Consider the following 13,377-nt stretch of genomic DNA (forward strand, 5'->3'; position numbering starts at 1 on the left):
ACGCTTCTTTATCTGTAATATATATTTGTAATAATAAAATTGATTTTCAATTAAAATACGTTTACAATAACAAAAGGTTACATGTTTAATTAATGCGTCAGGATAAAACAAATCTTTACCAATCAGAACAGAGGTTATTGAAAATCATTGACATTCAAGCTATTTTATATTATATTTATCTCCATGAGAGCATATAAATTACTGATTGTGGATGATGAGCCAAACATAACCAGAATATTGGCTTATGAACTGAAAAAAGAGGGCTATGATGTCATTATAGCCAATGATGGCCGGGAGGGCCTGGAAAGGGCTAAAAACGAGAAGCCGGACCTGATCGTTTCGGATATAATGATGCCCAATGTGGATGGCTATGATTTTTGCCGCCAACTTAAGGAGGACCCCAATCTCAGATCAATTCCGTTTATTTTCCTGACGGCCAAGACCGCGATGGATAATAAGGTCTATGGTTATTCCCTAGGCGCCCAGAAATATCTTACCAAGCCGGTCAACAAGGAGGAACTTCTCAAGGCCGTTAACATCAGGTTGAAGTACTCCAACGAAGCTATAAAATTGTTTGCCAAAAAGGCCAAAAAATTCGAAGGCGATCTGTACATCATCTCCATCTTCAGCCTGATAGACATGTTCTCCATCGGAGCATGGTCAGGGTTCGTCGATTTGAAGTCGGTTGACGGCAGGATGGGAAGGGTAGAGGTCTTTGAGGGTCGTATCCAGAAATGTACCATCGACGGGGAGGAGGATGCCAACACCTGGACGACCCTTCTGGGATGGAACCAGGGCACCTTCAAAGCGGTGCATGAATAAACAGAAGACAAGCTCCGGTCAACCCGGAGCATTTTTTTTGCTTGTATTTTGGCGGGAGATGAGATAAATTATCAAGGTAAATGAAAGAGATATAAATAAACATATGTTCACAGTTTTGGCTATTATGTCCGCCGGGATCATCCTGGGATATATGATCCGTAATAAAATAAGGTTTATAAAATATATTGATCACTCCATCAATATAGCCATATATCTTTTGCTGTTTCTGTTAGGTATCTCGGTGGGGGGTAACCGGACCGTCATGGACAATCTGGGATCATTGGGTTTCAATGCCCTGTTGTTGGCGGCGGGCGCGGTAGCCGGCAGTGTCGGGCTCTCGTATCTGACATATAAATTGTTCTTTGCCGCCGACAAATGAAGAACTCACTGATCATTGTTGGCTTCTTCGCATTGGGTGTTATTCTGGCCGTAACTTCATTGGTTCCGGAGGCGATCATCAGAATTGACCTCAGCGCCTATGCCTTGTATATACTGATGTTCCTGGTGGGCATCGGCATCGGCGCCGACCGGAAGGCCTGGGAGATATTGAAAAACGCCAGGCTGAAGATTGTTCTGGTGCCACTCACCGTGATCATAGGCACCTTGATGGGAGTGTCTTTTATATCTGTATTTCTCAAAGACATCAACCTGCGGGAATCCCTGGCGGTTGGCGCGGGCTTCGGGTATTACAGCCTTTCCAGCATTTTCATCGGACAGATCAGCGGCCAGGCCCTGGGGGTGGTGGCCCTGATATCCAACATCTCTCGGGAGATAATCACCCTGTTGGGCACACCGCTGCTGGTCCGGTATTTCGGCAAACTGGCGCCGATAGCCTCCGGTGGGGCAACCTCCATGGATACCACGCTCCCTATCATAACCAAATTCACCGGCAAGGAATATGCCATCATATCCGTTTTCAGCGGAGTGGTGCTGACCATATTGGTGCCGTTCCTGGTGACATTTATTTTGAAGTTTTGAGTCCCGAAATATTTGCTCTCCATATTATAGGATCGGAGGTTTTATGACCCCTTACGAAATAATCTATAAAAAGCGCAACGGCGGGGAGCTTACGCCGGGGGAGATCAAATGGTTCATATCCGGCTATACCGCCGGGGATATCCCCGATTACCAAGCAGCTGCTTTGCTGATGGCTATCTTCCTGAAGGGCATGACTGCACCGGAGACCACCGAGCTGGCCATGGCCATGATGAACTCCGGCCGGGTGTTCGATCTGTCGGACATTCCCGGCATCAAGGTTGACAAGCATTCCACCGGCGGAGTGGGGGACAAGGTCTCCATTATCCTGGCTCCCATTGTGGCCGCGGCCGGCGTGCCGGTGCCGATGGTCAGCGGGCGGGGCCTGGGCCACACCGGCGGGACGCTGGACAAACTGGAATCGATCCCCGGGTTCCGTACCAACCTTTCCTACGAAGAGTTCCGCCACACTCTGGCTCGGATAGGACTGGCAATGATGGGGCAGACCCCGGACTTGGCCCCGGCCGACAAAAAACTCTATGCCCTGCGCGACGTCACCGCCACGGTGGACTGTATACCTTTGATAGCCGCGTCCATCATGTCCAAGAAACTGGCCGAAGGGGCCGATGGGCTGGTGCTGGACGTCAAGACTGGTAGCGGGGCCTTCATGCAGAAACAGGAGGATGCCTTGGCGCTCACTAAAACGATGACCGCCATCGGGCAAGGAATGGGAAAAAAGATGAAATCCCTGATCACCGACATGAACCAGCCGCTGGGACGCACTGTCGGCAATGCCCTGGAGATAGAGGAATGCGTGGACTGCCTGAAGGGCAGCGGTCCCGGAGACCTGATGGAAGTGACCTATGCCCTGGGGGCCGAGATGCTGGTAATGGGCGAGCGGGCGACGGACGTGGAATCAGGTAGAAGAATATTGCAACAGGTAGTAACCTCGGGACAAGGCCTGGAGAAATTCCGTGAGATGGTATCCGCCCACGGCGGGAATGTTAAAGTGGCCGATGACTATAAGAATATCCTGCCACAAGCCAAGCATGGCGTAGAAGCCAAAGCCGATAAATCAGGATATATTTATTCCATGGACAACCGGGAGGTGGGATTGGCCGGAGTATTTTTAGGATGCGGCCGACTGAAGATGGAGGATATCATCGACCCAGCGGTTGGCTTCATATTTGAACGCAAGATAGGGGATGCCGTAAAGCCCGGGGATACCATCGTCAAAGTGCTTTGCAACGATGAACAGAAGGGCCGGGAAGCTGCCCGGCGTCTGGTGAACTGCATCAATATATCTGAAGCAAAGCCGGAAGCGGTTAAATTGATAAAAGAGATAATATAGACCTAACCCCTGCCCCTTCCCCGCAAGGGAAGGGATTCATATAGCCCCTCACCGTGGAGGTGGATAAGGGGGCGGTCATAAATATTAACAACAATGAAAAAACAGCCGTTATGATAGAATTTAAAAATAAGATTGTACTTATAACAGGGGCTTCCAGTGGCATTGGCCAAGCCTCTGCGGTGGAGTTCGCCAAGCATGGCGCAAAGCTCATCTTGGCCGCTAGGCGTAAGGACAGGCTGGACGAATTGGCTTCCAAGCTGGTCAATGAGCACAAGGCCGAAGTGCTCACGTTAGAACTGGATGTCAGAAACCAAAAGGACGTTCAGAAGGCCATAGACGGCTTGCCGGCAGAATGGGCGAATATCGATATTCTGTTGAACAACGCCGGGCTTTCCCGGGGGCTGGAGAAGATCCAGGAAGGGGTCATCCAGAACTGGGAGGAGATGATAGATACCAACATCAAGGGCCTGCTTTATGTCACCCGGGCGGTGATGCCAGGCATGGTCAAACGTAACTCCGGGCACATAGTCAACATCGGCTCCATTGCCGGACACGAGGTCTATCCCGGGGGAAATGTATACTGCGCCACCAAGCATGCGGTAAAGGCCCTCAATAAGGCTATGCGCATGGATGCCTTTGGCACCAATATCCGGGTAAGCAGCATCGATCCCGGCATGGCGGAGACGGAATTCTCCCTGGTGCGTTTCAGGGGAGATTCCGAAAAGGCCAAGAAAGTATATCAGGGGACCAGACCGCTTCAAGCCGAGGATATCGCCCAGGCAGTGGTGTGGTCCTGCACCAGGCCGTCCCATGTTAATATCGAGGATATGATCATCACTGCCACCGACCAGGCCTCCGCAACCATGGTGAACCGAAAACAATAAAATTTGACAGAAACATCAAGTTCTGATATAATCCATTGAATTATTCTCCGATCCCGTTTTTCTAAAACTTCAAATGTCATGAAAACCGGGACGGTCTTCGCCGCAAGGCGGACAAGGGTAAGGCTGGAAACGGCCCTGCCTCCCGTATTTGGAAAGGAGAGGTGAAAGGGATCATTATGCCCCATCAACCTTGATGGGGTTTTTGTATCCGTCCTGTTCCAGCGGGACGGATTTTGTTTTTCCATCAACCATATACCATAAACACATCAAGGAGGAAAAATGAAGAGGTTTGCAACACTGGCTCTGTCACTGCTTCTGGTCCTGTCTCTGCTGGCGCCGCTGGCCCAGGCCAAGGACAAGCCCAAGCTTATCCTGGCCACCACTACCAGCACCATGGATTCGGGGCTGCTGGATTTCCTGGTTCCCATCTTCGAAAAGGAGAACGGCTGCAAGGTTCAGGTGATCTCGGTGGGGACCGGAGCCGCCATCCGCTATGGCAAGGACGGCAATGCCGATGTAGTGCTGGTGCACGATCCGGTGGCCGAGGCCCAGGTGGTCAAACAGGGATTTTTCGTGGAACGGAAATACCTGATGTACAACGATTTTGTCATCGTCGGCCCGGCCTATGATCCGGCCGGCATCAAGGGTTTGACCTCGGTAGCCGAGGCCCTGAAAAAGATTCAGTCAACCCAGGCGACCTTTGTTTCTCGGGCCGATCAATCCGGCACCCACAAAAAGGAACAACGGCTGTGGGCCGCCGCCGGGCTTGATCCCAAAGGTTCATGGTACCTGGAAGCCGGCGCCGGGATGGAGGCGGTGCTGCGCATCGCCAACGAGAAGCGGGCCTATTGCCTGACCGACCGCGGGACCTATCTGGCCCACCAGAAAGAATATGAGTTGACAATAGTGATCGAGGGCGATAAGGAAATGTTCAATCCTTATCACGTTATGCTGGTGTCCCCGGCCAAATATCCTTTTGTCAACAATTCGCTGGCCAGGAAATTCTCTGACTTTTTGACCACGGAGCGCGGACAGAAGATGATCGCCGAATACGGGGTTGACAAATACGGCCAACCCCTGTTCTACCCGGCGGCGGAGAAGAAGTAGATAAAAGTAATATTTCTATCTGCTATAATTATTATTGTCTTTTAAATTTAATTTTGGTATCATCATCTTATGTTCAACTTGATCCAAAGCATGAAACAGGCCATGGGGATGCTATCGCAGTTCGACGCCGAGATCTGGCAGATCGTTCTGATGTCCCTGAGGGTCTCGCTGGCTTCTTCGGTGATCGCCATTTGCCTGGCAATCCCGCTGTCATTTGCCATTACACAGAATGAATTCCGGGGCAAGAGGGTGGTCATCGGGGCGGTCAATAGTTTCATCGCCGTTCCGGCGGTGGTGATCGGGCTGGTGTGTTACCTGCTGCTGTCGCGCTCCGGACCGCTGGGGTTCTGGCACCTGCTGTACAGCCCATCGGCCATGATCACTGCCCAGAGCTTGCTGGCCCTGCCGTTGATGACCGGGCTCTGTATCGCAGCCCTGCAGGGCCTGGGACATCGGGTGAGGGAGACCATGGTCACCCTGGGGGCCGGCCGCCGGCATCTGACACTGGGCATAATGCGGGAGGTCCGGTTTGCTTTGGCGGCGGCCTTCATCACCGGGTTCTCCCGGGTGCTGGGCGAGACCGGCATGACCATGATGGTGGGCGGCAATATCAAAGGCGAGACCAGGGTAATGACCACCGCCATCGCTTTGGAGACCATCAAGGGCAATTTTGAACTGGGGATCGCCCTGGGGATTGTTTTATTGGTTGTTGCAATCGGCATCAACGTCGTCCTGCAATTAGTGCAGGGGAGGGCCGGGCGATGAGGATAGCGGTTCAGAATATCTCCAAGAGCTTCGACGGGAAAGCGGTGTTAAAAGACATCTCCCTGACCATAGAAAAACCCGGCATCTATGCCTTGGTGGGGCCCAACGGCTCCGGCAAGACCACCCTGATGCGGATGCTGGCCCTGCTGGAGAGGACCGATTCCGGTACACTGAAATACAAGGTGCGGGACACTGAGGGATATGCGTCCCTGAATACCACTCCCAGGATCAGGAAAAGGATGGCGCTGATACATAATCCGGCTGTGATGTTCTCCGGCAGCGTGAAGTACAACGCCGGCTACGGCCTCCGGGTAAGGGGCGTTTCCCGGGATATGCGAATGAAAAAAGTTTTACAATCCCTGGAAAGCCTTTCGCTGGGCGGGTTTGAAAAACGGGAGGCCAGAACCCTGTCGGCCGGGGAGATCCAGCGGGTGGCCCTGGCCCGGGCCCTGGTGATTGACCCGGAGCTGATATTCCTGGACGAACCCACCGCCAACCTGGATCCATTGAGCGCCAAGCTGATAGAGCAGACCATACTGGAACTGGCCCGCCGGGGAAAGAAGGTGGTTTTGGCCACCCACAATCTCTGGCAGGTGGAGCGGATAGCCGACTGGGTGTGGTTTCTGAACGACGGGATAATATCCATCTCCGGCACGGCCCAGGATGTCCTGCACAAGGGCGACCAGGCTTTTTGGGGAAAATTTCTGGGCCGGGATAATATGTTTGCCGGGGAAATTGTTGATTTGAAAAATGGAAAATCCTTCAAGGTAGGCAACGTATCTTTTGAAGTTGCCAGCGACATAACTGGTCCGGCTATGGCCAGTCTGAATCCCAACGAAATAATTTTATCCGCCCAGAAGCTGACCAGCAGCGCCCGCAATGTGATGGAGGGCGTGATCACCGAGGCGGTTTCCGAGGGCGGGCTTTACAAGATCACGGTGGATGTGGGCCTGCCGCTGATCGTGGCCATCACCAAGGCCTCGTGGGACGAGATGGGGTTGCAGGAGGGCAGCAAGGTGTATGCGGTGTTCAAGGCCAGCAGTGTCAGGGTATGGCGGGAAGAATAATCTATATAATGAATGAAGGAGAAAACAATGAGTAAAATTGGATTTACTGAAGGGCCCTGCCCTGTATGTAATTATAAAGAATCAAAGTTTAAAGAAGCTCTAATATCAGAAAAAATATATGGACAATATTTAGAAATCGATTGTCCTCGCTGTGGAAATTATGCCTTTATATTAGATGATTTTGACGATATTCATGAGTTGTTGCTTAGTATCATTAATGAGGATGAATTATATTGGTTCCTCGGTTATACTAGAGAACAAACAGAAATTAGAGATTATAATATTGTAAATAAACTACGCTCAGAAGCAGGGACAACTGAATCTTTGTCTTATAAATACAATAAATTGCGCAACGAACCTTTCATAAGAATTGAAAAGGATAAGATAAAAGAACAAATAATATTTGCAATCAAACAAGCACCTAAAACGCCCCATGATAAAGCAATTAAATTATTAACCAATTTAGCGAACAGCAATAGATTCCCAGGGAATTTAATACCCCTTGATTCAGAGAAAGATTATACGGCTTCATACAGCGGAAGTGCTGAAGAATTTCGTTACTATCTTGAATATTTAGAGAAAAATGATTATATAAATATTCGTGGGACTAATTGTATAATTACAGTCAATGGTTGGAAGGTTGTGAATGAAGTACAGACCATGAAAAATTTACCCCAATGTTTCGTAGCCATGTGGTTTGATCAAAGTATGGATAATATTTATCTTAATATTGAAAAAGCGATAAATGACGCGGGTTATAAACCCGTTAGAGTAGACAAAGAACACTATACTGGTGATATAAATGATAAAATTATTTCCGAGATTCGTAAAAGCAAATTTATTATTGCGGATTATACAGGGCAAAGGCATGGTGTATATTATGAAGCCGGATTTGCAAGGGGCTTGGGAATAGAGGTTATTTCTACCTGTAGGAAAGACGAGATCGATGATTTGCATTTTGATACTTCACATTTAAATCATATAACTTGGGAAACGAATGTTGAAATATATCAAAAGTTAAAAGATAGAATATTGGCTGTATTTGGTCAAGGGCCAATAAAAAATAACGAAAATCAAGATAGCAAATAGCATGATATCATTTCACGAAGCCAGAAATAAAATACTGGAGGGCATAAAACCTTTGCCCCCAGAAAAGTGCCGTCTGGAGGACTTTTTGGGCAGAATACTGGTCCAGGATGTCGCGGCCTCGTTTGACATCCCCCAAAAGGACAACTCGGCCATGGACGGTTTTGCTATCATTGCGGCTGATGTGGCAAATGCCTCACAGGATGATCCTGTGACACTGCAAGTCATCGAGGACGTGCCGGCCGGTAAGGTTGCGACCAAATCACTAAAACCGGGGCAGGCCATTCGCATTATGACCGGGGCGCAGATACCAGAGGGAGCGGATGCGGTGGTGCCAGTAGAATTGACCAGCAAGGGAATACAGAATATTGAAGTTAGAATATTGAAGGCGGTCAGGCAGGGGGCAAATATTCGCAGACAAGGCGAGGATGTAAAGTCCGGGCAAATGCTGATTACCAAAGGAACCAGGCTGCGGCCGCAGGAAGTGGGCTTGATCGCTTCTCTGGGCCTTATGGAAGTTTTGGTGACCAAGCAGCCGGTGGTGGGAATAATCTCCAGCGGCAATGAGATCGCCGCACCGGGACAGACGTTAAAGCCCGGTCAGATATACGATGCCAACCGCTTCAGCATAGCAGGGCAGGTTAAAGAGGCCGGGGCAGTGGCCAAGGATTACGGCATTGTGCCGGACGATCTGTCGGCCATAAAAGGAATTTTGAATAAGGCAGCGCAGGATTGCGATGTGATCATAACCTCGGGCGGGGTTTCGGTGGGCGACTATGATCTGATGAAGCAGGTTCTGTCCGAACTGGGGCAGATGAATTTCTGGCAGGTGAAACAGAAGCCGGGAAAGCCACTGGCCTTTGGGCATATCAACGGCAAGCCGGTGGTGGGATTACCGGGCAACCCGGTATCCTCGATGGTGGTCTGTGACCAGTATGTGCGGCCGCTGATGTTGAAGATGCAGGGCTGCGCTGCCATTTTCAAAACTGCCATTACCGCAGTATGCGATCAGGCCATAAAAAAACCGGCCGGGAAAACCCAATTCCTGCGTGCCAAGGTAAAATGGCAAGACGGCGCGTATCACACAGTTCTCACCGGGCCGCAGGGTTCGGGAATACTGACCTCCATGGTTCAGGCCGACGGGCTGATGATCCTGCCGGAAGAATGCGACGGGGTAAAACAGGGGGATATGGTGTCTGTCGAATTGTTTGGGTAAATGGGACACGGATGAACACGGATTTTTAACTGTTCACTTTGTAAACTGTAAACTAATAAACTGGTAAAGCCATGCAGCCAATCATCTCTTTCGTCGGACACTCCAACTCCGGCAAGACCACCCTGATCGAGCAGATAGTCCGCGACCTGGCCCGCAAGGGCTACCGGGTTGGGGTGCTCAAGCACACCCACGGCGCCATCAAGGCCGATAAAAAAGGGACCGACACCGACCGGTTCCGGCTGGCCGGGGCCGGGATATCCTCCATTTGCGATGACAAACTGCTGGTAAGGTTTGAGAAGGCCGCAGGCCATAAGCCCAAGGATATCGTCCACGCGTTGAGCCGGGAACTGGACCTGCTGATCATCGAAGGCTACAAGAAGGAACATTTCCCCAAGGTATTGTTCTCCGATCAATTGGCGGATGCAGATCCAAAGGGCATCATCGCTACAGTGGGCAAGAAAAAGCCTGCCTCCAGCAAGGTCCGGCATTTTCAACCATCAAAAATATCCGATATCGCCAAGTGGCTGGAGCGGGATATCATCATCCCCGGCCGGAAAAGCCGCCAGGTGGTCATCGAGGTGGACGGCAAAAGGCTTCCACTCAATGATTTTGTGGCCGATATTATCAAGGAAACCATCCGCGGGGCGCTGGGTACGCTCAAGGGCGGCAAAGGCCGTAAGATAGATATCTCTATTGACTTCGGGCGGAAAATATAGTATCCTTAGCCAAAATTGTGTTTGGAGGAAAGTGATATGTACAAATTGATTTTGTCCCTTTTGGCCGTGCTGGTCATCTCCGGCTGCGGCAAGAAGGAGGAGCCAAAGGTGGCGGAGGTGCCGGAGCCGGCAAAACCGGCCATGGTCGCCAGCATCGGCTTCATCAAGGGCGATGTCCAGAAGCTGCTGAGCGGTAAGTGGGAACCGGCCGCCACTGGCGACACCCTGTACAAGGGCGACTGCCTGAGCATCCCCGAAAAGGCCGAGCTCCAGCTCATCGATGCCCGGGGCGGGAAGCTGAACCTGACCGGACCCCAGACGGATGAAGTGACCAATCTGTTGGAAAAGACCGCTGCTGCCTCAGAAGCCAAGGCGGGAAGCAAGGTCATAAAAAGCATTAAGAAGATCCAGGGCACTAAGCAGACCCTTACCGAACAGACGCCCACCGCCGTTGCCGGCATACGCGGGACAGCCGGCCGCAAGCCCCCGCCTCCCGATTCCACCCTGCCGGACAGCTCTTCCAAAATAAATCAGACGGAAAAGTAATATTTGGATATTGTCGAGCTTAAATCCAAGACGGTCTCCGAACTGTGCAGCATAGCCAAGGAGCTGGACATCCAGGGGGCCAGCGGGTTGAAGAAGCAGGAGATCATCTATAAGATCCTGCAGGCCCAAGCCGTGCGCAACGGACTGGTGTTCGGCGGCGGGGTGCTGGAGGTACTGCCGGACGGGTTCGGGTTCCTGCGCTCGCCCGATTACAGCTACATGCCGGGCCCGGACGACATCTACGTGGGGCCCACCCAGGTCAAACGCTTTCTGCTGCGCACCGGAGACCTGGTGACCGGACAGATAAGGCCGCCCAAGGAGGGCGAGAAGAACTTTGCTCTTTTAAAGGTCGAGGCCATTGACCAGGAGAACCCGGAGACGGCCCGGGACCGGATTTTTTTTGACAACCTGACCGCGCTGTATCCCCAGGAGAGGATAGTGCTGGAACGGGGCGCCTCCGATTTCTCGATGCGGGTGATGGACCTGCTGGCGCCCATCGGCAAGGGCCAGCGGGGCCTGCTGGTTTCGCCGCCCCGGGCCGGAAAGACGGTGCTGCTGCAGGATATCGCCAACAGCATCACCGCCAACCATCCCGAGATCGTGCTGTTCATCTTGCTGATCGACGAGCGGCCGGAGGAGGTCACCGACATGCAGCGGCACGTCAAGGCCGAGGTCTTCAGCTCCACTTTCGACGAACCTCCCGAGAGGCATGTCCAGGTGGCCGACATGGTGCTGGAGAGGGCCAAGCGGCTGGTGGAGCGGAAGAAGGACGTGGTGATCCTGCTGGATTCCATCACCCGGCTGGCCCGGGCCAACAATCAGGTGATACCCCATTCCGGCAAGACCCTGTCCGGCGGGGTGGACTCCAACGCTCTACAGAGACCCAAAAGGTTCTTCGGCACGGCCCGCAACATAGAGGAGGGCGGCAGCCTGACCATCATCGCCACCGCCCTGGTGGAGACCGGCAGCCGGATGGACGAGGTGATCTTCGAGGAGTTCAAGGGCACCGGCAACATGGAGCTGGTGCTGGACCGCAAGCTGGCCGACCGCCGGATATTCCCGGCCATAGACATCAACCGCTCCGGCACCCGCAAGGAGGAATTGCTGCTGGGGCCCGAGGCCCTCAACCGGTCGTGGGTCCTGCGGAAGCTGTTGAGCGATATGAACCCGGTGGAGGCCATGGAATTCCTGATCTCACGCCTCAAGGGCACCAAATCCAACAAGGATTTTATCACCGCCATGAGCGCCTTCGAGGGCCGGGAGAACAACGACAAAAAATCCAGAAACTGAAAATAATAGAAAATAATCAATAAATCAACGAGGTCAAAATGAGAAAAGGCATCCATCCCAAGTACGAGACTACCACCATCACCTGCGCCTGTGGCAACGTGATCGATACCAAATCCACCACCAAGGAAATCCGGGTGGAGATATGCTCCAGCTGTCATCCCTATTTCACCGGCAAACAGAAACTGATGGACACCGCCGGCCGGGTGGAACGTTTCAACAAGCGTTACCGCAAGGAAGGCACAGCGGTCAAAGAGGAAACGGCTGTCAAGAAAGAAGCCGCCGTCAAACCGGAAGTTGTCGTCAAGAAGGAAATAGTCGTCAAGCCGGAAGCAGCCCCCAAGAAGGAAGCGGCCGCCAAGAAAGCAGCAGCCCCCAAGAAGGAAACTGTCGCCAAGAAAAAATAGATAAGGCCTGTCCATAATATACATATGCAACATCGGGCCAGGCCTGCCTGATGTTGCTTTTTTGTTTTGAGATGATTATATTAAGGTGAGCGCCCACGATATGAGCAATGCTTCCGGCTTGGATGCCGTCGCCTACGAACTGGCCGACCGCTACCGCGACGGCCGCTGGCCCGAGCTCAAGGGCGGGAATGGAAAGCGGTATGGGCCTTCCTGCTTGGGGATCTGAGAAAACGCTGTCCCGGTTTCACTGAGGCGGATTACGCCGGGGCGCTGGAGAAGGGCTTTGCTGACAGCCGGTAGGGCAGGCTGGGTGCGGTGATATTTTTGTTCAGAGCGAAGAATTATTTTTTGGTAAAAAATAATAATTTTTAAAATACATATAAATAATGAGATGTAAAAATGGGTAACTCTATTAGTTGGACATGTCCCTTTTGTGGTCGTGATACAACCATTAATGATGATCGGTTTAGTGCCTCACGTCACACTTTCGATATGGATAATAAATTAGGCAAACAGGTGTTAAAAACAATTGTGATTGTTTGTCCTAACAGTAATTGTAGAGAAGCGTCTATTACTGCTTATCTTGGTTCTTATACAGACGTAATAGGTGGTTTTGGAACGAAAGAAAAAGACGAACCACCGCATTCGGTGTGGCCATTGCGTCCACAAGCAAAAATAAAGATATATCCTGACTATGTGCCGGAAGTAATTATTAAAGATTATCAAGAAGCATGTTTAATTAAGAATTTTTCGCCAAAAGCATCTGCCACACTTTCAAGAAGATGTCTTCAAGGCATGATCAGAGGTGTGTGGGATGTTAAAAAAAATAGGTTAGTTGATGAAATTGATGCCTTGAAGAATAAAATTGATGCCTTAAGTTGGGAAGCAATAGACAGTATAAGACATATCGGCAATATTGGCGCCCATATGGAAAAAGATATTAATCTTATTTTAGAAGTTGAACCTAAAGAAGCTGAACTTTTAATAGGTCTAATTGAAACGTTAATTACCGAATGGTATGTAAATAAACATGAACGTGAAGCAAGAATGAATAAAATCATCGAAGTTGCTAAAAATAAAATATAAACGGAGCATTCACATGCCAAACAAGATTCGCATACTCATTGCCAAGCCCGGGCGGATCAGAT

The 13,377-nt window shown here is 51.0% G+C and carries 15 protein-coding genes and 1 riboswitch; all 15 genes read left to right on the forward strand.

Going from position 1 to position 13,377, the window contains the following annotated elements:
- Positions 1–183: 183 nt before the first annotated feature.
- The 15 genes from KJ869_04020 (at position 184) to KJ869_04090 (ending at position 13,315) form a co-directional block, all read left to right on the forward strand.
- Entirely contained in the window at positions 184–822 is a 639-nt protein-coding gene (locus KJ869_04020; protein MBU1576356.1) for a response regulator, read from the forward strand.
- Between the two features lie 103 nt (positions 823–925).
- Entirely contained in the window at positions 926–1,201 is a 276-nt protein-coding gene (locus tag KJ869_04025; GenBank protein MBU1576357.1) for a lysine exporter LysO family protein, read from the forward strand.
- Positions 1,198–1,800 carry a lysine exporter LysO family protein gene (locus tag KJ869_04030; protein ID MBU1576358.1) on the forward strand — a complete coding sequence of 201 codons (603 nt, stop codon included), beginning with the start codon at positions 1,198–1,200 and terminating at the stop codon, positions 1,798–1,800. Before KJ869_04025 ends, KJ869_04030 begins: the two co-directional genes overlap by 4 nt.
- Positions 1,801–1,843: 43 nt before the next feature.
- Positions 1,844–3,148, forward strand: coding sequence for a thymidine phosphorylase (locus KJ869_04035; protein ID MBU1576359.1), 1,305 nt, complete (start codon positions 1,844–1,846; stop codon positions 3,146–3,148).
- 110 nt (positions 3,149–3,258) lie between these two features.
- Positions 3,259–4,032 (forward strand): SDR family oxidoreductase, encoded by a 774-nt coding sequence (locus KJ869_04040; protein MBU1576360.1) that lies wholly within the window; start codon positions 3,259–3,261, stop codon positions 4,030–4,032.
- A gap of 33 nt (positions 4,033–4,065) precedes the next feature.
- Positions 4,066–4,207, forward strand: a riboswitch (molybdenum cofactor riboswitch).
- A 104-nt stretch (positions 4,208–4,311) separates the two neighbouring features.
- The gene (locus tag KJ869_04045; GenBank protein MBU1576361.1) at positions 4,312–5,139 is read left to right on the forward strand and encodes a substrate-binding domain-containing protein; all 828 of its coding nucleotides are present in this window, start codon (positions 4,312–4,314) and stop codon (positions 5,137–5,139) included.
- Positions 5,140–5,208: 69 nt separating this feature from the next.
- On the forward strand, positions 5,209–5,904 hold the full coding sequence (locus KJ869_04050) for an ABC transporter permease (GenBank protein ID MBU1576362.1): 696 nt from the start codon (positions 5,209–5,211) through the stop codon (positions 5,902–5,904).
- Positions 5,901–6,971, forward strand: coding sequence for an ATP-binding cassette domain-containing protein (locus KJ869_04055; GenBank protein ID MBU1576363.1), 1,071 nt, complete (start codon positions 5,901–5,903; stop codon positions 6,969–6,971). The genes KJ869_04050 and KJ869_04055 overlap by 4 nt, the downstream gene beginning before the upstream one ends.
- Before the next feature lie 27 nt (positions 6,972–6,998).
- Positions 6,999–8,060 carry a hypothetical protein gene (locus tag KJ869_04060; GenBank protein ID MBU1576364.1) on the forward strand — a complete coding sequence of 354 codons (1,062 nt, stop codon included), beginning with the start codon at positions 6,999–7,001 and terminating at the stop codon, positions 8,058–8,060.
- A 1-nt stretch (position 8,061) separates the two neighbouring features.
- A complete protein-coding gene (locus KJ869_04065; protein ID MBU1576365.1) occupies positions 8,062–9,273 on the forward strand; it encodes a molybdopterin molybdotransferase MoeA in 1,212 nt (403 codons plus the stop codon).
- Between the two features lie 71 nt (positions 9,274–9,344).
- Positions 9,345–9,989 carry a molybdopterin-guanine dinucleotide biosynthesis protein B gene (gene mobB / locus KJ869_04070; GenBank protein MBU1576366.1) on the forward strand — a complete coding sequence of 215 codons (645 nt, stop codon included), beginning with the start codon at positions 9,345–9,347 and terminating at the stop codon, positions 9,987–9,989.
- Positions 9,990–10,025: 36 nt separating this feature from the next.
- On the forward strand, positions 10,026–10,535 hold the full coding sequence (locus KJ869_04075; GenBank protein ID MBU1576367.1) for a hypothetical protein: 510 nt from the start codon (positions 10,026–10,028) through the stop codon (positions 10,533–10,535).
- 3 nt (positions 10,536–10,538) lie between these two features.
- Complete coding sequence (gene rho, locus KJ869_04080) at positions 10,539–11,825, forward strand: transcription termination factor Rho (GenBank protein ID MBU1576368.1); 1,287 nt, start codon at positions 10,539–10,541, stop codon at positions 11,823–11,825.
- 38 nt (positions 11,826–11,863) lie between these two features.
- Positions 11,864–12,229, forward strand: coding sequence for a 50S ribosomal protein L31 (gene rpmE, locus KJ869_04085; GenBank protein MBU1576369.1), 366 nt, complete (start codon positions 11,864–11,866; stop codon positions 12,227–12,229).
- Positions 12,230–12,721: 492 nt separating this feature from the next.
- Entirely contained in the window at positions 12,722–13,315 is a 594-nt protein-coding gene (locus tag KJ869_04090) for a DUF4145 domain-containing protein (GenBank protein ID MBU1576370.1), read from the forward strand.
- The last annotated feature ends 62 nt before the right edge of the window (positions 13,316–13,377 follow it).

It is taken from the genome of Candidatus Edwardsbacteria bacterium, from assembly GCA_018821925.1.
Lineage (GTDB): Bacteria > Edwardsbacteria > AC1 > AC1 > EtOH8 > UBA2226.